Annotated in this window: 19 protein-coding genes and 1 tRNA gene; 12 read left to right on the forward strand and 8 right to left on the reverse strand. The window is 65.1% G+C overall.

Annotated elements, in window-relative coordinates:
• Positions 1-84: 84 nt before the first annotated feature.
• Complete coding sequence (locus V6M39_RS11500) at positions 85-393, reverse strand: FmdB family zinc ribbon protein (RefSeq protein WP_332644001.1); 309 nt, start codon at positions 391-393, stop codon at positions 85-87.
• Positions 394-507: 114 nt separating this feature from the next.
• Here V6M39_RS11500 and V6M39_RS11505 point away from each other — a divergent pair, with 114 nt between their 5' ends.
• The 4 genes from V6M39_RS11505 to V6M39_RS11520 are packed head-to-tail and all read left to right on the forward strand — an operon-like array spanning position 508 to position 6,707.
• Positions 508-1,860 carry a hemolysin family protein gene (locus V6M39_RS11505; protein WP_332643957.1) on the forward strand — a complete coding sequence of 451 codons (1,353 nt, stop codon included), beginning with the start codon at positions 508-510 and terminating at the stop codon, positions 1,858-1,860.
• On the forward strand, positions 1,857-2,894 hold the full coding sequence (locus V6M39_RS11510; protein WP_332643958.1) for a hemolysin family protein: 1,038 nt from the start codon (positions 1,857-1,859) through the stop codon (positions 2,892-2,894). Before V6M39_RS11505 ends, V6M39_RS11510 begins: the two co-directional genes overlap by 4 nt.
• A 34-nt stretch (positions 2,895-2,928) precedes the next feature.
• Positions 2,929-5,487, forward strand: coding sequence for a penicillin acylase family protein (locus tag V6M39_RS11515; protein ID WP_332643959.1), 2,559 nt, complete (start codon positions 2,929-2,931; stop codon positions 5,485-5,487).
• Between the two features lie 44 nt (positions 5,488-5,531).
• Positions 5,532-6,707, forward strand: coding sequence for a C40 family peptidase (locus V6M39_RS11520; RefSeq protein ID WP_332643960.1), 1,176 nt, complete (start codon positions 5,532-5,534; stop codon positions 6,705-6,707).
• Between the two features lie 82 nt (positions 6,708-6,789).
• On the opposite strand, the gene V6M39_RS11525 is transcribed toward V6M39_RS11520, so the two are convergent.
• The gene (locus V6M39_RS11525) at positions 6,790-7,350 is read right to left on the reverse strand and encodes a 5-formyltetrahydrofolate cyclo-ligase (protein ID WP_332643961.1); all 561 of its coding nucleotides are present in this window, start codon (positions 7,348-7,350) and stop codon (positions 6,790-6,792) included.
• A 19-nt stretch (positions 7,351-7,369) separates the two neighbouring features.
• Here V6M39_RS11525 and V6M39_RS11530 point away from each other — a divergent pair, with 19 nt between their 5' ends.
• The 4 genes from V6M39_RS11530 (at position 7,370) to sepX (ending at position 11,851) form a co-directional block, all read left to right on the forward strand.
• Positions 7,370-8,743: a UTP--glucose-1-phosphate uridylyltransferase gene (locus V6M39_RS11530; RefSeq protein ID WP_332643962.1), complete on the forward strand. Its 1,374-nt coding sequence runs from the start codon at positions 7,370-7,372 to the stop codon at positions 8,741-8,743.
• Positions 8,744-8,752: 9 nt separating this feature from the next.
• Positions 8,753-10,384, forward strand: coding sequence for a molybdotransferase-like divisome protein Glp (glp, locus tag V6M39_RS11535; RefSeq protein WP_332643963.1), 1,632 nt, complete (start codon positions 8,753-8,755; stop codon positions 10,382-10,384).
• 40 nt (positions 10,385-10,424) lie between these two features.
• The gene (locus tag V6M39_RS11540) at positions 10,425-10,985 is read left to right on the forward strand and encodes a GNAT family N-acetyltransferase (protein WP_332643964.1); all 561 of its coding nucleotides are present in this window, start codon (positions 10,425-10,427) and stop codon (positions 10,983-10,985) included.
• Between the two features lie 83 nt (positions 10,986-11,068).
• Positions 11,069-11,851 (forward strand): divisome protein SepX/GlpR, encoded by a 783-nt coding sequence (sepX, locus tag V6M39_RS11545; RefSeq protein ID WP_332643965.1) that lies wholly within the window; start codon positions 11,069-11,071, stop codon positions 11,849-11,851.
• 2 nt (positions 11,852-11,853) lie between these two features.
• Here sepX and V6M39_RS11550 read toward each other — a convergent pair whose 3' ends face one another.
• Positions 11,854-12,474, reverse strand: a complete 621-nt coding sequence (locus V6M39_RS11550; protein WP_332643966.1) for a hypothetical protein — start codon at positions 12,472-12,474, stop codon at positions 11,854-11,856.
• An 80-nt stretch (positions 12,475-12,554) separates the two neighbouring features.
• On the opposite strand from V6M39_RS11550, the gene V6M39_RS11555 reads away from it, so the two are divergent.
• A tRNA-Ala gene (locus V6M39_RS11555) sits at positions 12,555-12,627 on the forward strand.
• A 256-nt stretch (positions 12,628-12,883) separates the two neighbouring features.
• Here the strand turns inward: V6M39_RS11555 and V6M39_RS11560 are convergent.
• The 5 genes from V6M39_RS11560 to V6M39_RS11585 form a co-directional block, all read right to left on the reverse strand.
• Complete coding sequence (locus V6M39_RS11560) at positions 12,884-13,072, reverse strand: hypothetical protein (protein WP_332643967.1); 189 nt, start codon at positions 13,070-13,072, stop codon at positions 12,884-12,886.
• 4 nt (positions 13,073-13,076) lie between these two features.
• Entirely contained in the window at positions 13,077-14,534 is a 1,458-nt protein-coding gene (locus tag V6M39_RS11565) for an NAD(P)/FAD-dependent oxidoreductase (RefSeq protein WP_332643968.1), read from the reverse strand.
• Between the two features lie 157 nt (positions 14,535-14,691).
• Positions 14,692-14,949: a YgaP family membrane protein gene (locus tag V6M39_RS11570; RefSeq protein ID WP_332643969.1), complete on the reverse strand. Its 258-nt coding sequence runs from the start codon at positions 14,947-14,949 to the stop codon at positions 14,692-14,694.
• Positions 14,950-15,139: 190 nt separating this feature from the next.
• A complete protein-coding gene (locus tag V6M39_RS11580; RefSeq protein ID WP_332643971.1) occupies positions 15,140-15,523 on the reverse strand; it encodes a carboxymuconolactone decarboxylase family protein in 384 nt (127 codons plus the stop codon).
• Positions 15,524-15,567: 44 nt separating this feature from the next.
• The gene (locus V6M39_RS11585; protein WP_332643972.1) at positions 15,568-17,733 is read right to left on the reverse strand and encodes an MMPL family transporter; all 2,166 of its coding nucleotides are present in this window, start codon (positions 17,731-17,733) and stop codon (positions 15,568-15,570) included.
• A 111-nt stretch (positions 17,734-17,844) separates the two neighbouring features.
• Between V6M39_RS11585 and V6M39_RS11590 the strand changes: the two genes are divergently transcribed.
• From V6M39_RS11590 to V6M39_RS11600, 3 genes are all read left to right on the forward strand, one after another.
• Entirely contained in the window at positions 17,845-18,246 is a 402-nt protein-coding gene (locus tag V6M39_RS11590; protein WP_332643973.1) for a DUF302 domain-containing protein, read from the forward strand.
• A gap of 4 nt (positions 18,247-18,250) precedes the next feature.
• Positions 18,251-18,511 carry a metal-sensitive transcriptional regulator gene (locus V6M39_RS11595; protein WP_332643974.1) on the forward strand — a complete coding sequence of 87 codons (261 nt, stop codon included), beginning with the start codon at positions 18,251-18,253 and terminating at the stop codon, positions 18,509-18,511.
• Between the two features lie 375 nt (positions 18,512-18,886).
• Positions 18,887-20,929, forward strand: a complete 2,043-nt coding sequence (locus tag V6M39_RS11600) for a DEAD/DEAH box helicase (RefSeq protein WP_442880781.1) — start codon at positions 18,887-18,889, stop codon at positions 20,927-20,929.
• The last annotated feature ends 4 nt before the right edge of the window (positions 20,930-20,933 follow it).

The raw sequence follows: 20,933 nt of genomic DNA on the forward strand, positions 1-20,933 counted from the left end.
GGAAAGATCGCGACTGTCTTGCAGCCGACGATCCACAGTCGCACCACGCGTCAGTTCAGCCATCTCAACCAGCGAGTGGGTCGCTCAGGCGGCGGAGTCGGAGCCAGACTTCTTGGCCGGGGCAGCCTTCGTCGTGGTGGTAGTCGACGAGTCGCCGGAGGACTTCGCTGCGGACTTGTCGGACGACGTCGACGCAGTGGAGGTCGAGCTGGACTTCGACTTGCTGTCATTGACGTAGAAGCCCGAACCCTTGAACACAACGCCGACAGCGTTGAAGACCTTGCGCAGGCGACCGCCGCACGCGGGGCATTCGGTCAGGGCATCGTCGGTGAAGCTCTGCTGGATCTCCAGCGGCTCACCGCAATCGGTGCACTGATATTGGTAGGTCGGCACGGCCTGCTCCTGAGTTTGGACTGCGTACCAAGGGTACAGTTGCCGCATCGTGACCACGTCCTTGGAGCGCAGTCTTGGAGGCTCTGTCTTGGAGCACAGTCTTGGAGCGCCGCGTTGACTGAGTGGCTCCTACTGGCCCTTTCCTTGTTGCTCGTCCTGAGTTGTGGCGTCTTCGGCGCCGCCGAGTACTCACTCGTCACTGTCGACCGGGCAACCATCGAACGTGCCGCCGAGGCCGGCGACAAGAGATCCAAGGGCACGCTCGCTGCGCTTCGCACGCTCTCGACTCAGCTCAGCGGCGCGCAGCTCGGCATCACCATCACGAACCTCGCGATCGGCTTCCTGGCTGAACCTGCGCTCGGCAAGCTCCTCCACGATCCGCTCGAAGCGCTGGGTCTCACTGGTGGTGCGCTGCGCGGTATCTCGTACGCCGTCGCGCTGACCCTCAGCACCATCGTCACGATGCTGTTGGGCGAGCTGGTGCCCAAGAAGCTGGCCATCGCCATTCCGCAACAGGTTGCCGCTCGTACGCAGTGGTTCCAGCGAGCCTTCACCCGAGCGATGTTGTGGCCGATCCGAGGACTCAACAAGGTCGCGAACGGAATCCTGCGATCGGTGGGCGTCGAGCCCCAGGAAGAGCTCCGCTCAGCCCGATCGCCCCTCGAGCTGCGGTCGCTCGTGCTCCGCTCGGCGCAGCAGGGTGCGATCGACGACGAGACGGCCGACCTCGTTGCCCGAAGCATCGCGTTCGGCGACCGGACAGCCGCTGACGTGCGAACCCCGCGCGTACGCGTGCACTTCCTGGAGGGCAAGGACTCGGCACTCGATGTCATCGATGCGGCTCGGCAGACCGGCCACTCTAGGTTCCCTGTGATCGGTCGAAGCCCGGACGACATCCTCGGCATCGTGCACGTCAAGCAAGCCGTCAGCGTTGAGCCTGACCGCCGCCGCAACGTACGTGTCGCCGACCTGGCCGACCCGGCCACGACCGTTCCCGACAGCATCGAGCTCGACCCCCTGTTGACGCTGCTGCGTGAGCAGGGCATGCAGATGGCTGTCGTCGTCGACGAGTACGGCGGCACCGATGGTGTTGTCACTCTTGAGGACCTGGTCGAGGAAATCGTTGGAGACATCGCCGACGAGCACGACCGCTTGTCAGCCCGTAGCCGCCACCGTCGTGACGGCACGTGGTCGTTGTCCGGCCTGCTGCGACCCGACGAGGTCGAGGAGCAGACCGACATCGCGCTACCCGAGGGCGAGGACTACGAAACCATCGCCGGACTCATTCACGTCGAGCTCGGACGTATCGCCGCGCGTGGTGATGAGGTCGTGCTCCACCTGGAACGCCGGGGCGAAGATGATGAGGAGACCGAGCAACTCAGGGTCACGCTCCGGGTCGACCGTATGGAAGGTCGTCGTATCGACCGGGTGTCGCTCACCGCTGAATCCGAGGTGGAGCTGTCATGAACCCCGGACTCGCGATCGCGCTCACCGTGGTGCTGCTGGCGCTCAACGCCTTGTTCGTCGGTGCTGAGTTCGCCTTGATCTCCGCCCGACGTACGCAGCTCGAACCACGTGTCCAGGCGGGTTCCGCTGCCGCGAGGATGGCGTTGCGAGCCATCGAGAGCCTGACGCTGGTGATCGCCGCAGCACAGCTCGGCATCACGATCTGCTCGCTTGGCCTCGGCGCCGTGGGCGAGCCCGCCATCGCGCACTTGCTCGAGCCCGCGTTCGAGGGCCTCAACGTCCCGCACGGTCTGGTGCATCCGATCTCGTTCGTGATCGCGATGACCATCGTCGTGTTCTTGCACGTGGTGCTCGGCGAGATGGTGCCCAAGAACCTTGCCCTCGTGGGGCCCGAGCGGGCGGCGCTCGTCCTCGGACCGTTCATGCTCGCCGTGGTGGCGATCCTGAAGCCGTTCGTCGTGGTCCTCAACGGCGCGGCCGACCTGATCATCAGGGCGCTGAGGGTCGAGTCCAAGAGCGAGGTTGCCTCGACCTTCTCGCATGACGAGGTCGCCGGACTGGTCGAGGAGTCACGTCGCGAGGGGCTGCTCGATGCCCATGAGTATGGGCTCGTCTCCGGAGCGCTCGAGTTCTCCCAGGGCACGATCGACCAGGTGCTGCTCGCGCGGGAGGGTCTCGTTACGATCAAGCCGAGTGCCACACCGGTCGACATCGAGAAGGCGTGTGCCGAGACCGGCTTCTCGAGGTTCCCCGTGTCGGACTCCGAGGGGGATGTCACCGGCTACCTGCACATCAAGGACGTCCTCGAGACGGACGAGGCATCACGCCTCGAACCGATTGCTGACAAATGGGTGCGTCCGCTCGCCACAGTTGTCGCCGGTTCGGGCTTGTATGAGGCCCTCCGGACCATGCAGTCGCGTGGCTCCCACATGGCTCGCGTTGCAGACGAAACCGGCAATGTGCTCGGCGTGATCATGCTCGAGGACGTGCTCGAAGAGCTCGTCGGCGAGATCCGGAGCAGTGCCGGACGCTGACAGTGGCGACACCACGGCAAGGCACAATGGCCCGGTGCGTCGCATCCTGATCGTCCTGGCCGTTCTCCTTTCCGCAGTTCTGATCGCCGGGTCGGTGTTCGCATTCGTCACAGTCCGCAAGTCGTTCCCCGACACGTCGGGCGAGGTTCGGGTCAACGCTCTGCGCAGCGAAGTGACGGTCCAGCGCGACGACAAGGGCATTCCGCAGATCTACGCCGACAACTCCGAAGACCTGTTCTTCGCGCAGGGCTACGTGCATGCGCAGGACCGCTTCTTCGAGATGGACTTTCGACGCCACGTCACCTCCGGACGTCTGGCCGAACTCGTCGGAGACGGCGCTCTCGACACGGACAAGTACGTACGCACGCTCGGCTGGCGCCGCGTTGCCGAGAAGGAAGTCGAGCTCCTCGATCCCGAGACCAAGATGCTCGTCGAGGCGTACAGCCGCGGGGTCAACTCCTACATCAATGACAAGTCGGGCTCGGAGCTGTCACTCGAGTACGCGATTCTCGGGCTCACCGGGCCGGACTACCGGCCGGCCGCCTGGACCCCGGCCGACTCTCTGGCCTGGGTCAAGGCCATGGCCTGGGACCTGCGCAGCAACATGAGCGACGAGATCACCCGTGCGCTATCGACCAAGGACCTCTCACCGCAACGCGTCGAGGAGCTCTACCCCGACTACCCGAAGGACCACGACACGATCGTCGGCGAAGACGCGAACGTCTACGCCGGCGCGTTCGACCAGGACGGCTGTCAGGACACGGTGGATCCGGTGACATTGCTCATCCCCCTGCCGCGATGCACGGCGCCAGGCCTCGCTCGGTCAGCCGTGGCATCGCTGAAGTCCGCCCAGAGCGGTGCCAACGCCTTGCCCGCCCTCTTGGGCATCGGCGACGGCATCGGCTCCAACTCGTGGGTGGTCGACGGCGACCACTCGGTGACCGGCAAACCGATCCTTGCCAATGACCCACACCTCGCTCCGTCGATGCCGGGTATTTGGTACCAGGTCGGACTGCACTGCCGCACCGTCAGCGAGGAATGCCCGTACGACGTTGCAGGCTTCTCGTTCTCGGGTATGCCCGGAGTCGTCGTGGGCCACAACAAGCGCGTCGCCTGGGGCGTGACGACGATGTACGCCGACGTAGCCGACCTCTACCTCGAGAAGGTCAGCGGCGACACGTACGAGTTCAAGGGCAAGAAGCTGCCGATCGAGACGCGCCGCGAGACATTCAAGGTGGCCGGGGGCAAGACCGAGCACATCACCGTGCGATCGACCAGGCACGGACCGATCCTGTCTGACCTCGACGACGACATCGAGGATGTCGGCACCAGCAAGACCAAGGGTGTTCCCGAGAGCACGTACGAGGTGGCGTTGCGTTGGACCGCGCTGACGCCCCGGCCGACGATCAAGGCCGTGTTTGCGCTGGACAAAGCGCAGAACTGGGACGACTTCCGCGCAGCCGCCAAGCTGTTCACGATCCCGTCGCAGAACCTTGTGTACGCCGACGTCGACGGCAACATCGGCTATCAGGCTCCGGGCGTCATCCCGATCCGGGAGCAGGGCGACGGACGCTGGCCCGTACCCGGCTGGACGGGGGAGCACGAGTGGATCGACACGATCCCGTTCGAAGCGCTGCCCAGCGTCTACAACCCGGACGAGGGTTTCATCGTCACGGCCAACAACAAGGTCATTGGCGATCAGTACCCGCTCGTGCTGGGTGCCGACACGGCTGATGGCTATCGCTCGCAGCGCATCCGCGACCTGATCGAAGCCAAGACAAAGCTGTCAGTCTCGGACATGACCACGATGCAGATGGACACGTACAGCCCGAACGCCGAGCAGCTCGTGCCCTTGCTCCTCGATGTGAAGCTCGACGGCCGCTACTACCGCCAGGGCCAGGCAACGCTTGAGAAGTGGGACTACAAGCAGACTGCGGACTCGGCAGCGGCTGCCTACTTCAACGTCGTGTGGCGCAACCTGCTCAAGCTCACGTTCGACGATGAGTTGCCCAAGGGTCAGGGACCCGAAGGCGGAGAACGCTGGTTCAACGTCGTGGGCTCGATCCTCGACAAACCCCGCAGCCAGTGGTGGGACGACGTGACGACCAATGGTCGTATCGAGTCGCGCGACGACATCCTCGCCGAGGCGATGCGGGATGCCCGCGACGAGCTGACCATGTTGCAGTCCCGGCACACCAGCGAGTGGAGCTGGGGACGCCTGCACAAGCTCGAGCTCGTCAACCCGACCCTGGGCGACTCGGGCATCGGCGTGATCGAGGCGTTGTTCAATCGCGGGCCGTTCCACCTTGCTGGCGGCGGCGGACTCGTCGACGCAACGGCCTGGGATGCGACCGAGGGCTATGAGGTCATTGCGGTGCCATCTATGCGTATGGTGATCGATCTCGACAACCTGGACCGCTCGCGTTGGATTCAGCTGACGGGCAACTCCGGTCACGCGTTCCAGAAGCACTATCTCGACCAGGCGCCGTTGTGGGCCGAGGGCAAGACCCTTCCGTGGGCGTTCTCGCCGAAGGCGGTCAAGAGTGCCACGGAAGACACTCTCACGATGAAGCCCAGCGTGCCTCGAGGCTGACGTTTCGGTACCGCAATCTGTATATCGGGTTTACCGTTGAGCACATGCGTGCCTTCCCCCTCGCATGGCGCGGCCGTCTCTTGGCGGGTCTCGCCATTGCCGTCGTACTCGCTATAGCGACTACGACGAGCGCGCGTGCCGACAAGCCAACGGTGAGTGAGCTCCAGGTCCAGCTGGTCGAGTCACGCCAGCAACTCAACGATCTGTATGCCCGGTCGGCTGCGGCGTCCGAGCGACTCAACGGCGCGAAGTACGAGCTTGAGATGGCCAAGAAGGCCGTGACCCGGCATCGCGCCGAGGTCGCAAGCGCACGCAAGAAGCTCCAGGCGCAGGAGGTCGTGGTCGCCGCCATGACCGTCGAGCAGCTTCAATCGGGATCGTCTGTCTCGAGACTGTCTGCGATGTTCAGCAGTTCTGGTCCGCAGCAGCTGTTGGAGCGTGCGTCGGCCTACGCCAGCACGAACGAGGCAACGGTGGCCAGGATCGCGACACTTACAGCTCGCAGAGTTGTGCTCGACGCGGCGGCTCGAGAGGCACAGGACGCACTCGATGCGCAGAACAAGGCGACGGCCGAGCACAGGGCGGCCAAGGCGGAGATCGAGCAAGCCATTGCCAAGGCTGAGGGCGCGGCGTCGACTGCCGCGCGCGAACGCCACAGGCTGCTCGTTCAGCTTGCCGAAGCCAGTGGCACCACGGTCGATGAGGTCACCGAGGCTCAGGACCAGATCGATGAGCAGCTCGATGAGTCCGGCCCGAGCACGCCGCCACGACCAGGGCCCGACCCCACGCCCACTCCGACCCCCACGCGTACAACGCCGCCCCCGCCGCCTCCGCCCAACCCGCCGCCGCCATCGAGCAGCAAGGTTGAGAAGGCCATCGCGTTCGCCAAAGCGCAGCTCGGTGAACCGTACAAATGGGGTGCCGCCGGACCAAGCTCTTGGGACTGCTCGGGTCTGACGATGCGAGCCTGGGGAGCCGCGGGTGTCTCGCTCTCGCATTACGCAGGTGCCCAGTACACGAGTACCAAGGCGGTGCCGGTGAGCAAGATCGTCCGCGGTGACCTGCTCTATTGGAGCGACGGTGGCGCGAAGTCGATCTATCACGTGGCGATGTACCTCGGCGGTGGGCAGATGATCCACGCGCCAAGGCCGGGCCGGAATGTCGAGATCGTCTCGATCAACTACTGGATCAAGCCGGACCTCGCGTCACGCCCCGGTTGAGCCCGGCCCCCGCGATTTGTGACGCTGAGAGCGTTACGACGCTCTCGTAGCGCCCTCACCGTCACAAATCGCGGTCGAAGAGCTAGGGAACGTGGAAGATCCCGTTCGGGGTGACGGCCATGCTGACCGGTACGTCGTGCGGCTCGTGCGGAATTGACTCGAGCAGCTCGTGCGCGAACACCAGGGCACAAACCGGGCGGGTGGTGTTGGCCAATGCGCGGTCGTAGTAGCCAGCACCGCGACCCAGCCGTATGCCGGAGTGGTCGACGGCGAGAGCCGGAACGATGACGAGCGCACAATCCTGGACCGCTGTCGAACCAAGTGGCGGGCCCTCGGGCTCGGCAATGCCGAGCGGCGTGACGGTGGTTGTCGCAGCAGGGTCGTACACGGCCCAGTCGAGTGTTCCGTCGGCCAGGCTGAGCGGCACGATCACCTCAATGCCACGAGCCAGTAGCCCTTCGATCAGAGGCGCAGTGCCGGGCTCGGTCGCCATCGATACGTAGCAGGCAACTCGGCTGGCGGACGAGATGAGTGGCGCAACGAGCAGGTGCAGCGCGATGGCCTCGGCAGCCTCGGCGCGCGCGTCGTCACTCATCTCCCGGCGCCGCCGCAGGAGGTCCGTGCGCAACTCGTCCTTCGACATCCCGCTAGCGTATGACCCGATGAGCGGACTGGAGCAGGCACAGCGACGCATGGCGGACGCGGACGTGCCACAACATGCGATCGATGTGTTCTCCGACTTCTACGCGCAGCTGGAGGGCGGTGCGACCGGTCTGGTCCGTGAAGCGGACGTCGACCCGCTCGTCGACATCTCTCACGCGAGCGAAATCGCGCACGACGAGGAAGCCAGCCGAGCCGCTGCCTCGGTGACCGCCGTCATCAAGCTGAATGGCGGGCTCGGCACCGGTATGGGTCTCGACCGGGCCAAGACCTTGTTGCGTGCTCACGGCGACCTGACCTTCCTGGACGTCATCGTCGGCCAGGTGAGGTCAGTGCGAGCTTCACTCGGCGCGCCAGTACCGCTGTTGTTCATGAACAGCTTCCGCACCCGCGAAGACACCCTGGGAGCGCTCGCGGCGTACGAGGACCTTGCGGTCGAGGGTCTGCCAATCGACTTCCTGCAGAACCAAGAGCCCAAGCTCCGCGCCGATGACCTCACCCCTGTCGACTGGCCCGCCGATCCAAGTCTTGAGTGGTGTCCTCCAGGCCACGGCGACCTCTACACCGCGCTCGAGGTGTCGGGCATTCTCGACGCCCTGATCGATCGCGGCTTCCGGTACGCGACGGTCTCGAATGCCGACAACCTGGGAGCAGCGCCCGATCCCGCGATGATGGCGTGGTTCGCGGCCTCAGGAGCGCCGTATGCCGCCGAGGTGTGCCGACGTACACCGGCGGACGTCAAGGGCGGGCACATCGTCGTACGCAAGCGCGATGGACGACTCGTGCTGCGTGACACCGCACAGATCGCGGCCGAAGACGTGGCGCTGGCCGACGACCCCACGCGGCACGCCTACTTCCACACCAACAACTTGTGGCTCGACCTTGAGGCCGTACGAACGACGCTCGCCGAGCGCAACGGCATCCTCGGGTTGCCGCTGATCCGCAACGAGAAGACGGTCGACCCGACCGACCCTTCGTCGCCCAGGGTCATTCAGATCGAGTGCGCGATGGGCGCCGCCGTCGAGGTGTTCGACGGGGCCACGGCGATCGAGGTGGACCGCTCCCGGTTCCTGCCCGTCAAGACGACCAACGACCTGCTGCTGCTGCAGTCCGATGTGTACGAGCTCGGCGACGACTTTCGGTTGCGGACCGCCGGCGAGGCGCCTCTCGTCGATCTCGATCGGCGGTTCTACGCGTCGATCACCGACTTCGATCGGCGTCTGCCGGAGCCGCCGTCGTTGGTTCATGCTCGGTCGTTGACGGTCCGCGGCGACTGGACATTCGGCCCTGGTGTCGCCGTGAGCGGCGACGTGGCGCTTGAGGACACCGGCGTGCCCGAGACTGTTGCTCCGTCCACACGCCTCGGTGACGGTTAGGCTGACCGCATGTCCCCAGAGGAGACCGAGGGTGGGTCGGAGCAGAACATGCTTCCGTTGGACCCTCTTCCCCCTCATGAGGTCGAGTCTGAGGTAGAGCCTGAAGAGGACGAGCCGAACGACATCGAGCGCACCGAACAGGTGTCGACGTACATACCTCCATCAGACGTTCCCATCCCGGATGAGCCGCCGGATGAGGAACCTCCGCCCGAGGACGCCGCCGAAGCTGTTGTCGTAGAGCCAGAGCCGACGCCGACGCGAGAGCCGACCCCGACCTTGGGTGGCTCTCCGCCGACGGCAGCCGACCTCGCCCGCAGTGGCGGTGCGCCCGTGGAGCCAAAGCCCGAAGTACCTGAGTCGGCCACACCTTCCAATCGTGTGGACACCGGACGAGCCCGACCGGCCAGCATCCGCGATGGACTGCTGACGGTGGAGGAACACCTCGAGAAGGTCCTGCGCGGCATCGGTCCGCTCGGCGCCTACGACCAACCACTCGTGGAGTCGCTGGGGCTGCCGTTGCTCGAAGGTTTTGTCAGCCCGGCGAACCTTCCGCTCTTCGACAACTCTGCGACCGACGGATATGCCGTACGAGCTCAGGATGTCATCGGCGCGAGTCGCGAGACCCCCATCGTGCTTCCCGTGGTGGGGGAGATCGCGGCTGGATCCGCCAAGCCGTTCGCCATCAGCGCCGGCACCGCGGTCAAGATCATGACCGGCGCGCCCATCCCACGCGGCGCAGACGCGGTCATCCCGTACGAGAAGACCGATCACGGAAACGCCCGGGTCGAGATCCATGCACCGACGACTCCGGGTGACTTCATTCGTCGCCAAGGCAGCGACGTCAAGGAAGGCGATCGCGTCCTCGAAGAGGGCGCAGTCCTCGGTCCACGCGAGATCGGTCTGCTGGCCGCGCTCGGCTCGCCGCGCGTCAAGGCTCGTCCGCGCCCTCGCGTCGTCGTCATCTCGACCGGCAGCGAGCTTCGCGAGCCCGGCACCCACCTCGACTACGACTCGATCAACGACGGCAACAGCTACATGCTTGCCGCCGCCGTGCGCGCTGCCGGCGCGATCTGTTACCGAGTCGGAGCGGTCGACGACAACCCCAAGGCGTTCCGCCGGGTCCTGTCCGAACAGCTCGTACGCGCCGATCTGGTCGTGACCAGCGGCGGCATCGGCAAGGGTGAGCATGACGTCGTCAGAGAGACTCTGTCGGCTCTCGGGACGGTCGACTTCGTCGATGTCGCGATGCAGCCGGGCATGCCGCAGGGCTTTGGTCGGGTGTTCGACGAGCAGACCCCGATCATCACGCTGCCCGGCAACTCGGTGTCGGCCTACGTCTCATTCGAGGTTTTCGTCCTCCCGGCGATCCGCCGGATGATGGGTCGCACGCCCTACCGCCGCCCGATGGTCCATGCGGTGCTCGCGTCCGACCTCCAGTCACCTCCAGGCCTTCGCCAATACGTACGCGGCGTCTTCGAGGTCACCCACCGCGGAGCCAAGGTCACACCGATCCCGGGTGACGGCTCGCACCTGGTCGGATCGCTGGCGCAGGCCAATGCGTTGATCATCGTCGGGGAGGACCAGACCGCTCTCAACCTCGGCGACACGGTGCGCACTCTGGTTCTGGATCGGCCCTACTAGCTTGACTCCGGGCTGGCCAGTTGTCCTGAGGCATGGCGCGGTGGGCGTACGGCCCCTGCGTCGCCGGGATGCTCGTACCTGGGCACGGTTGCGAGCCGAGAACGCTGAGTGGCTCGGCCCGTGGGAGGCAACGCTCCCGCGCGAAGCCGGGCAGCCCGCGACCTCATACGTCGGGATGGTGGGCACCCTGCGACGTCGGGCACGTCAAGGACACGCCATGCCGTTTGCCGTCACCTGGCATGACGAAATGGTGGGCATGCTGACGGTCAACGGCATCACCTGGGGTTCTGCGCGCTGGGCGAGCATGGGCTACTGGGTGGCCAAGTCGCATGCGGGACGCTCGATCACCCCGACCGCAGTCGCGCTCGTCACGGATCACCTGCTGACTACGACCGGCCTGCATCGCGTCGAGATCGCCATCCGTCCGGAGAACGCTGCCAGCCTGCGGATCGTCGAAAAGCTGGGTTTTACCGAGATCGGTCTGGCTCCCAGATTCCTGCACATCGCAGGCGCGTGGCGCGACCATCGGGTCTTCCAGGTGCTCGCCGAGGACGCTCAAGATGGGGTCCTGTCGCGATTGGGACCCACCCCGCCCGTCTGAGTCACACCAGTCACACAAGTTCTCAGCCGACACACGGCCGAGGCTGCCCCGTATGGCAGCGCTCACCGCATACCGTTTTGCACGTGGGTTCAAGCAGTGGGCTGATCATCGCGTTCGTCGTCGCCGTGTGGGCGGCGTACTTCGTGCCGCTCGCCCTGCGCCGCTACGACGAAGCCACGAAGAACGCCTCGGTCGAGTCCTCCGGATTCCTGAGCCGCGTCATCAATCGCCCCGAGCAAGCCTCCCAACCAGAGCTCACGGTGAGCGAACCGGTCATCGAGGCCGCCGTGGTGACCCCTGAAGCTCCCAAGATCTCGAGCAAAGCAGCTCGTGTCGCTGCTGCCCGACGTCGTCGCACCCTGCTGACTCTTCTCGCGCTGGCCGCCATCGTGGGTGGCGTCGCCGGTTTCGGTGTCATCCCGCTCTACTCGATCGCTGCCCCTGTGGCGCTGATCGTCGCGTGGCTCGTGGCTTGCCGCCTTCAGGTTCGCACAGAGCTGGGCATCAGTCGTTCAGCCCGCCAAACGGCCGCGGAGTCCGAGGACACCATCACCATCTCGGGCCAGTTCGAGGACATCAACCCGGGCCGCAAGCACGTGATGGAAGACGTACCGCTCGAGACGGATGCGCTCGACGATCAGATCGTCATCGCCGTTCCGAGTGTGTCGACGACAGGCGAAGCACTATGGGACCCGCTGCCGGTCACCCTGCCGACCTACGTCACGAAGCCTCGCGCTGGACGTACGGTTCGCACGATCGACTTCGGCGCGGCAGGCGCGTGGACGTCAGGTCACATCGAGGGCGAGGACGTTGAGATGCCCGGCCGTGAAAGTGCTGACGAGGAACGTCGCGCCACAGGGAGCTGACCTCAGCGGGCTCGGGTCCACAGGTAGACGAACGGCGACTTCGGCGTCGACATGTTGAGATATCCGCCCTCGCAGGTTGTCGTCATCGGAACCTCTCCGAACTGAGCTGCCGGGCTCTCGAACGGGAAGTCTGCCGTCGGGTGCCCGTCATAGAACGCCTTCGACGTGGTGTCGAGGCCGCCGCTCCAGTCGGCTGACGGCGTCAGGACATTGCCGGCGAGCGACCACGGTCCACTCGCCGTACCGCGCTGCTTCTGCACGATCTTGATCTCGTGTCCGCCGGAATCAACGGCGATCGTGATCCTGAGGTTGGTGGTGAATGTCCCCGTCACGGCTCCGGTGACGACGAGGGTCTGGGTGCCGGTCACGCGAGCCTCGGTAACGTTCACCCCGCTCATGACGCCGGCGAACTGGCTCTCGAGATCAGTGGTCGAAATGCTCCAGGGACTTCCAGCGATCATGCAGGCGATGAGTGCCTCGGCCGGGTTGTCGTTGGTGGCTTGTGATCCGGAGGGCGTGGCCGACGCACTTGCCGTCGGTTCGCCGCCTTCCGAACCTTCTCCGCCGCACGCGGAGGTCAGGGCGATGAGGGTGATCGCAACTACTCCCAAGATGCGCTTCATGTGCTGCAACCTAGACCCTCGATGGGCCATTGGGCGAGCAAAGCCAGGTACGGCTCCGATGCTAAAGTTGCCGGGCAGTAGGGGCATTGGCGCAGTTGGTAGCGCGCTTCGTTCGCATCGAAGAGGTCAGGAGTTCGAATCTCCTATGCTCCACAAATCAAATGGACCCGGTTGCTCTTTGACCGGGTCTTTTGATTTGTATCAAAGCGAGTGATTCGGGGAGGAGCGGCACGCGCGCGTGAGTTGAGCAAGAAACGCGAGGGCCGCGACGGAGTCTCCTATGCTCCACGCGTGAGAACGGCCCGGTTGCTCCTTGACCGGGCTTTGTCGCGTGTAAAGAAGTTGGCGATTCGGGTGGGGGCTCCTCTTGCGGGGGCGGAGCGGCAAACCCGGGTGAGCCGGTGAGCTGTCAGTGATGCCCGGAGATGACCAGGCGCAGGATCCGGAGGTTGAAAGCCACGAATCGAAGGAGCTGGGTGGGCAGACTCCGTCGCATCTTGAGCGTCTGCGCGGTTGGCAGGGGGGCGGCGCTCAGATCGACAACGGGTTGATCGCAGTCCTGACGGACTGTGGCGAAGGTTGGCACGTTGGACTTCATGGGTTCACTCCGGAATCAGATGCCAGCCGAAGCGGGCCTTGGCCTTGTAGATGAACAGGTAGTGGAGCATCAGCTTGGCCCAATGGCCACTCAAGCCCACCTCACCCTTGGTTCCCTTGAGATCCCGGCCGGTCGCGAACCGGGAATAGTCCGGCACGACGGGCACCATGGTCATCGAAGCGGCAGAGCCGTTTCGCAGTCCTGAGCCGACGGAGGCGACGCAGGCTGCGCCCATACGCGCCATCGAGGCGGTGTGAGCCTTCCTGCTCGGCCCGTGCTTGATCCGATCGGCGATGGTAAGTGCTGCCGTCTTTCCCATGATCCCGCTGGGCATCCCGGTCCGTGGCGGGGACGGCGTGATGATGGTTCCGTTCACGCTCTTGAGAGGCCGCGAGATCTGGTGCGGAGGAGCAAAGGCGATCCCGACGGCGAAGATGTTCGAGTAGCCCGGCGCAAGGTAGGCCTCGGGCCAGTCGGAGGCGGTCCAGTCGTCGAAGTCCTTGGCGCTGTAGTCAGCGTCGACCTTCATGAAGCCGCTTGGGGCAAACATGGTGTCGGTGATGTCGGTGCCTGACCGATCAAACGCTTTGAGAGGAACGCCACCGAATGGGGGTAGGAGCATCGCGAAGTCGAACGGGAGGCGGTGGTGGGTGCCGTCCAGCGTCTCGAACGAGACAACACCGGGTTCGACCCGTTCGACGTGCGCGCCGAGAATGGGCTCGACGTTGCGCTCGCGAAACAGTGACGCGGTCCAGAGCTCGCTAGTCGTCTGGAACCCACCGTCCTCGAAGGTCATCCCGCCGACACCGAAATCGCCGAGTGAGGCTTCATTCGTGAGGTAGATCAGTCGGGCAAGGTCGCGCACGCCTGCTTCGCGCAGGGTGTGATCGACATTGAACACGTACTCGAAGGCAGCACCTTCGCAGGTGCACGTGCCGTGACCCATGCCAACGACCAACGTCTGGGGCCTGCCGGAGCGCATGATGTCGATCGACCTGTCCAGAGCGCGGGCTGCTTCGACCGCATGGTCGGCCGTACAGACCGAGACGCTGTGCCCACCGTCGGGGCCCAGGCCCTCGGTGGCACCGAACTTCAGCTGAGGGCCGGTGGCATTGATGAGGTAGTCGAAGCGAATCCGCTGCTCCGTGCCGCGTGACTCCGAGCTCGTGTGCACGATGTCAACGGCTCCCCGAGGATCATCGAGGTCACCCTCGGGGCGAATCGCCACGGCTTTGGCCTGGAGGAACCTGATTCCCTTGCGCTTGTAGACCGGTGCCAGTGGAAATACCACGGACTCCTTCGTCATCCGGCCGACTCCCACCCAGATGTTGGACGGGATCCAGTTCCAGCTCGCATTGGGGGAGACCACCGTGATGGTGTCGCCCTTTCCCAGGAGTCGTGTCAGGTGGAGTGCGGCGGTATGGCCCGACACCCCTGCTCCGAGTACTACGACGTCTGCCACGAAATCCTCCTGGTGCGCGCCCCGTGCTTGATGGGACTACTTCGAGCGTAGATTCGCTCCCGCTGTGAGGTAGGGCCGTCAGACCCTAGTTGGCGAGGACCCTCGGACGCGTGGCGAAACGACCGAAACGTCGCGGTGCGGGTCGCCTTCTGGCGCGTCATCTCGCCTCGCCGGCAATCCGACGATCGGTGGGCAAATCGGCCGTTGCGCCCGGATCGAACGCGCAGCCTGGCGAGAGCCCGAGCCTTGTGAAGATCGTGGCGGCCGGGCAGAAGCCGGTCAGGCTCGACTGAAGCAGGTTGAGGCCGACGAATGTCGTCAACAGCAACCACCACGGCGAGAGCGCGGCGGCCAGCAACGTGCTCAGCAGGATCAGGGTGCCAGCGAGCGCAAGAACGGCTCGGTCGATGTTCATCGTCCTCCTCCGGTTCGCCCCATCAGCCGGCGCGCCCACGAAGATGGTTGCCCGGGGTCATCGGCGTGGCCCGAGCACCACTGGCCTGCTGGGACGCGAGCCCGGACCTGTGCCACGTGGGCACCGCATCCTGACCACGTGGTCTTGCCGCACTTGCGGCAACGGACTGGGTTGCACATATTCGCTCCTCTCAGGCCGGCGCGGAGCCGGAGGCGATGTCGTCAGCGAAACCGCAGAACGCGTCGTATGCGCGTGGACCGTAGATCGTCGCCGGTCCACCCTTCATCAAGAAGGTCACCCCGATCGCTTCTGCGGCTTCCTGTCGAGTCGCACCGGCCCGTGCCGCGGCCTGGGCGTGGGATGCGATGCAACCGTCGCAGCCTTCGACGACGCCGATGGCAAGGGCGATGAGCTCCTTGGTCTTCACCTCGAGCTCGCCGGGGGTGAAGGCCGCCTTGTGCAGTTCGCCGAATCCCTTGTAGACATCGGGAATCGCGCGTCGAAGCTCTCGGTGCAGCGGGGAGAGCTCCTGCAGCACGTCTCTGCCGTGCTCGGAATGGGTCATGGTGGTCATGGAACTTCCTTTCGTTGGGTCTCTCGTTGTCAGTACGGAGGTGTTCAGTTGTGGGCGAAGCGGATGCTGGGCAGAACCTTCTTGAGCCATCCAGGCGCCCACCAGGCCGCGTGTCCGGTGAGGCGGAGCAGGGCCGGCAGGAGGACGAGTCGTACCAGGAACGCATCGAGCAGAACGGCGACGCCGAGCACGATGCCCATCTCCTTGGGTGGCAGCGGACCAGACAGTGCGAAGGTGAAGAACACGGCCACCATGACGGCGCCTGCCGCGAAGATCACCCGGCCCGAGTGGGCCACGGCACCGACCATCGCGTCGTGCGGATCACCGCTGTGCTCGTAGTGTTCCTTGGCCGACGCGAGCAGGAAGACCGTGTAGTCCATCGCTATCGCGAAGATCATGGCGAAAAAGAACACCGGTGCCCAGGCGTCCAGGAAGCCCTGGGACTCAAAACCGAACAGGCCTGAACCCCAGCCCTCCTGGAAGATCAGCCGAGCGACCCCGAACGCCGCCGCCGTCGAGAGCAAGCTGACCAGGGTGCCCAGCAGCGCGATCAGCGGAGCCTGCAGCGCCACCAGCAGCAGAAGGAACCCGAGCGCGAGTATCACTGTGATCACGACGGGAGTGGACGCATCGAGCTGCTTCTTCAGATCGAGGTTTTCAACGGCAGCACCTCCGACCAGCGCTGACGCGGGGAGCTCAGCACGCAGCCTCTCGACAGTGCGGGCGAGCGCCGGATCTGACGGGTCGACCGAGGGGACTGCCTGGATGAGGACGAGCCCGCTGTTGTCTGGGGCCGGCGCTGCTGGCATCGACCCGGTGATGCCGGGGTCATCGTCCAGTACTGCTGACGCATCGGTGGACTGACTCCGCTTGACCACGATCTGCAGCGTGCCGGGCGCGCCCTCGCCGAAGCTCTCCTGAACCAGGTCGTAGCCGAGCCGGGCCGACGAGTCGGCGGGAAGCACTTTGATCGAGGGCATGGCCGTCTTCAACCCGAGTATGGGCGCAGCCAGGACCAGCAGGATGACAAGTGAGCCCAGACCCCAGGCCACCGGACGCTTCCAAAGCCGCTCGCCCCAGGCCGCGAACTTGGCGGACCTGTGCTCACCTGTGTGCACCCACGGCAGTGAGAACTTGTTGATGCGCTCGTCGAGCTTGAACAGCACCAGCGGTAGCAGGGTCAGCGTTGCACCGAGTACGAAGATGACGGCCAACATGATCCCGCCGGCCATCGACCGGAACGCCGGTGAGGGAACGAGCAGGACGGCGGAGAGCGAGATGAGCACGGTCGCGCCCGACAGGAGCACCGCCTTGCCCGCAGTGTCCATTGTCTCGGCGACCGCCCGACGTGGCGGCTCGTGCCAACCCATTCGGGCGGCGCGATAGCGGACCACCATGAAAAGCGCATAGTCGATGCCCAGGGCCAGCGCGAACATCATCGCGAAGTTCATCGCCCAGACCGACACCGGCACGAACTGGTTGATCAACACCAACGAGCCTGCCGAGGCGACCAGGCCGGCCAGGGTCAGGATCAGCGGCAGGCCGGCGGCGACGAGCGCACCGAACGCAAGCACGAGGATGCCGAGCGTCACTGGCCAGGAGATCATCTCCGACTTCAGCATCGCGCTGAGGTTGGCTTCATTGAAGTCAGACCACAGCAGCGATGCTCCGGTTGGGTTGACCTGTAGTCCTTCGCCCGACAGAGCCTGCAGGGGACCTTTCAAGTCATCAGCGGCCCGCACCATCTCGTTCGGGTCGGCGCCTGCTCCGGCAAGCAGAACAGCCGTACGACCGTCACTGCTCAGTGTCGCCCCGGCGACCGGCTGGAGGATCTCTCCGATACGCGGGTCGTCGGCCAGGATCGACGTGGCCCGGGACAGCACGTCTTGGCCCGCTGCTGAGGTGACCGGGTCCTCGGCCGAGCGGATCACGACCTGGATCGCCGTGCTCGCGTTGCCGCCGAAGTGTTCTTGGGCCAGCTCTCGTGCAGCAACGGAGTCAGAGCCGTCGGCCTGCCATCCGGCGCCGGACAGCTGAGACTCGACCTTGGGCGCGAAGACACCGAGCCCGACGATCAGGATTAGCCAGACGGCGGCAGTGGCGCGTCGGTGGTACGTGACCCATACGCCAAGCCTCCCGAGCGGGCCTGGGTGGTAGCCGATCTCGGTATCGATGTCCGGACGGGTGGGGCGGGACGTTGTGACGGTCATGGCTCTCTTTCCTGTGATCAGGAATACCCTAGGGGGTATTGCTACACTCAGTCAAACACCCCCTGGGGTATTCTCATTCCCGCCCCCCGAAAAGATGCAGAGGACCTGCTGATGAGCTCATACACGCTGGCCGCGACGGTCAGCCGGAACTTCCCGGACACCGTCGGCATGGTGCGAGACGCCTTGGCTGATCAAGGGTTCGGCGTCCTCACCGAAATCGACATGAGCGCCACCATGAAGTCCAAGCTCGATGTGGACCTTCCGCCGCAGCTCATCCTCGGTGCGTGCCGTCCTGTACTGGCCCATCAGGCACTGTTGGCAGATCCGTCGATCGCCGCCTTGCTGCCATGCAATGTCGTGATTCGAGCTCTCGACGCCCAAACCACCGCGGTCGAGACATTTGATCCGGCCTTCATGACTGAGCTGGCGAACGGGGACGCCCTGAAAGCAGTGGCGACGGACGCGCGCGAACGACTTGTGAGCATGCTCGATTCCCTGACGAAGGAGGACTGAGGAGATGCAGCTCGATTCAGAGGCGATGAAGCCGGTAGTGAACCGGATCAAGCGGGCCCAAGGGCAGCTGGCCGGCGTCGTCCGGATGCTCGAGGAGGGTCGCGAGTGCGAGGACGTCGTCATGCAGCTGGCTGCGGCATCGAAGGCGCTGGACAGGGCCGGATTCGCGATCGTCGCCAGTGGCCTGCAACAGTGCATCGCTGACGGCGGCACCGATTCCCTCGACGCGAAGAAGATGGAAAAGCTCTTCCTTTCATTGGCCTGATGCCTTGCGGAGCGGTTGACCACGGTTGTGACGCGATTGACCGCAGGGTGGGACAAGTGTCGTCACCGTCGGCGGGGAGCGGTATTGTGTGACTTACCAGCGGCTGAGCCGCCTGCACCTCGTGTCTACGAGGTCACGATGTCGAACATCGGGTGATCCACCGCAGGTCAGAGTCATGACTCGATCAAGGTCAAGCTGATCGATGCTCGTCAGGCGCTTCGGCGCTTCGAGCGCAAACGTCTCGATCCATTTCGGTTCGTGACAGAGCTCAGCAGTGCGTCCGGCTCGGAGCCGGGCTCAAGGAGGAACGTGGCAACACCACGCCAGCGCAATGCAGGTCAAGGTCAGCGGCGAGCCCGTGGACCGCAGGACATCATGTCCGTGCTTGCCCGCGCCGTACGTGAGGTCGAAGCCGGTGCGCAGACCGGTCGCGTATCGCCGACCCTTCGCACCAAGTTCCAGGCCGTCGCGCTGCTGGCGCGCGAAGAGCGTTCCCGCGTACGCGGTGACGCCACGATCAGTGAGTCCCAGCGAGCGGAGCTGCTCAAGCGACTCGACGGTATCGGCACGATCCTGGCCAGAACGGCTGCAAGTGACACCTCGCTGATGTCGTTGCTCGGCGAGAACGCAGTCATCTCCGACGGGGCCAAAGAGCTCAAGCGCAAGATGATGAGCGCCACCGGTGCTGAGATCGAGGACGAGCCGGTTGTCGTCGCCGAGCCCACCCCGACATCCCGAGCGGCTGAACGCCAGGTCGTGCCGCAGTCGGTCATCACCAGACAGCTCGCCAACCCGTTCGTCGTGCCTGACTTCTCGGCTGCAGAGTCGCAGAGGGTCCAGGCCCGCCGCCTCGGCACCTGGGAGCTTCTTGGCCCGCTGCTTTCGGCATTCGAACGTGCCGCCGGCGGAGCGTCGGCCTGCATGGACATGCCGCCCCCGTACGAAGACTCGACCTACGTTCCGGAAGGTCTGGAGCTCATGCGGCACCAGGCGCAGCTCGTGGACGCCGCGGCTGACGGCCACCGTACGTTCCTGCTCGCCGACGAGCCCGGTCTCGGCAAGACCGCTCAGGCCTTGCTCGCGGCTCAGGCCGCAAAGGCCTACCCGCTGCTCGTCGTCGTCCCCAACGTCGTCAAGACCAACTGGGCTCGCGAAGCCGAGACCTGGACCCCACGCCACAAGGCGACCGTGATCCATGGCGATGGCGACAACATCGACGGATTCGCCGACATCGTGATCGTCAACTACGAAGTCCTCGACCGACACGTCGGCTGGCTCGGAGATCTCGGCTTCCGCGGCATGGTCCTCGACGAGGCGCACTTCATCAAGAACAAGTCGTCGCAGCGTTCGCAGCACGTGCTTGAGCTCTCCGACCGCATCCGCGCCCGTACGGCTCGCCCGTTGCTCATGGCGCTGACGGGCACTCCGCTGATCAACGACATCGACGATTTCCTGGCGATCTGGGAGTACCTCGGCTGGATCGACGGCAAGAAGCCGCGCGCCGAGCTGATGCACGCGCTCGAGGAGACCGGCCTGACGCCGGTCGATCCGGGCTTCTACCCGGCCGCCCGCAATGCCGTGATCGATCTCGGCATCGTCCGTCGTCGCAAGATCGACGTCGCCGCTGACATCCCCGCCCGTCGCATCGCCGACATACCCGTCGAGCTCGACGACGAGGCTGGTCGTTCGATCAAGGAAGCCGAGCGCCAGCTCGCCAGGCGCATGGTCGCTCGCTACGAGAGCGCGCTGGCCACCCGCAAGGAAGGCATCACGGTCGAGGGCATCGATCACGAGCTCGTACGCCGCGTCGCCGCGTGGGAGCGCGAGGACTCGTCGAGCAAGACCGACGAGAACGTGTTCAGCATGATGCGACGCATCGGCCAGGCCAAGGCCGGGCTCGCTGCCGACTACACCGCGCAGCTCGCGCACAGCGTTGGCAAGGTGGTGTTCTTCGCCAAGCACATCGACGTCATGGACACCGCCGAGCAGACCTTCGACAAGCGCGGCATCAAGTACATCTCGATCCGTGGCAACCAGAGCACTGCCGCTCGCCAGAAGGCCATCGACGCGTTCACCAATGACCCAGATGTCGCGATTGCGGTCTGCTCGTTGACCGCCGCCGGTGTCGGCCTCAACCTGCAAGCCGCCTCCAACGTCGTGCTCGCTGAGCTCTCGTGGACGGACGCAGAGCAGACGCAGGCGATTGACCGCGTCCACCGCATCGGCCAGGCCGAGCCCGTCACGGCGTGGCGCATCATCGCCTCGCAGACGCTCGATCCCAAGATCGCCGAGCTGATCGACAGCAAGGCCGGCCTCGCCGCTCGTGCACTCGACGGCTCGGACGAGGAGCTCTCGGACTCGACAGACCTGCAGCTTGAGGCACTGGTTGCCCTGCTGACCGAGGCGCTGTCGGCCTGAGACG

This window comes from Aeromicrobium sp., from assembly GCF_036675695.1.
In the GTDB taxonomy this organism is placed as follows: Bacteria; Actinomycetota; Actinomycetes; order Propionibacteriales; family Nocardioidaceae; genus Aeromicrobium.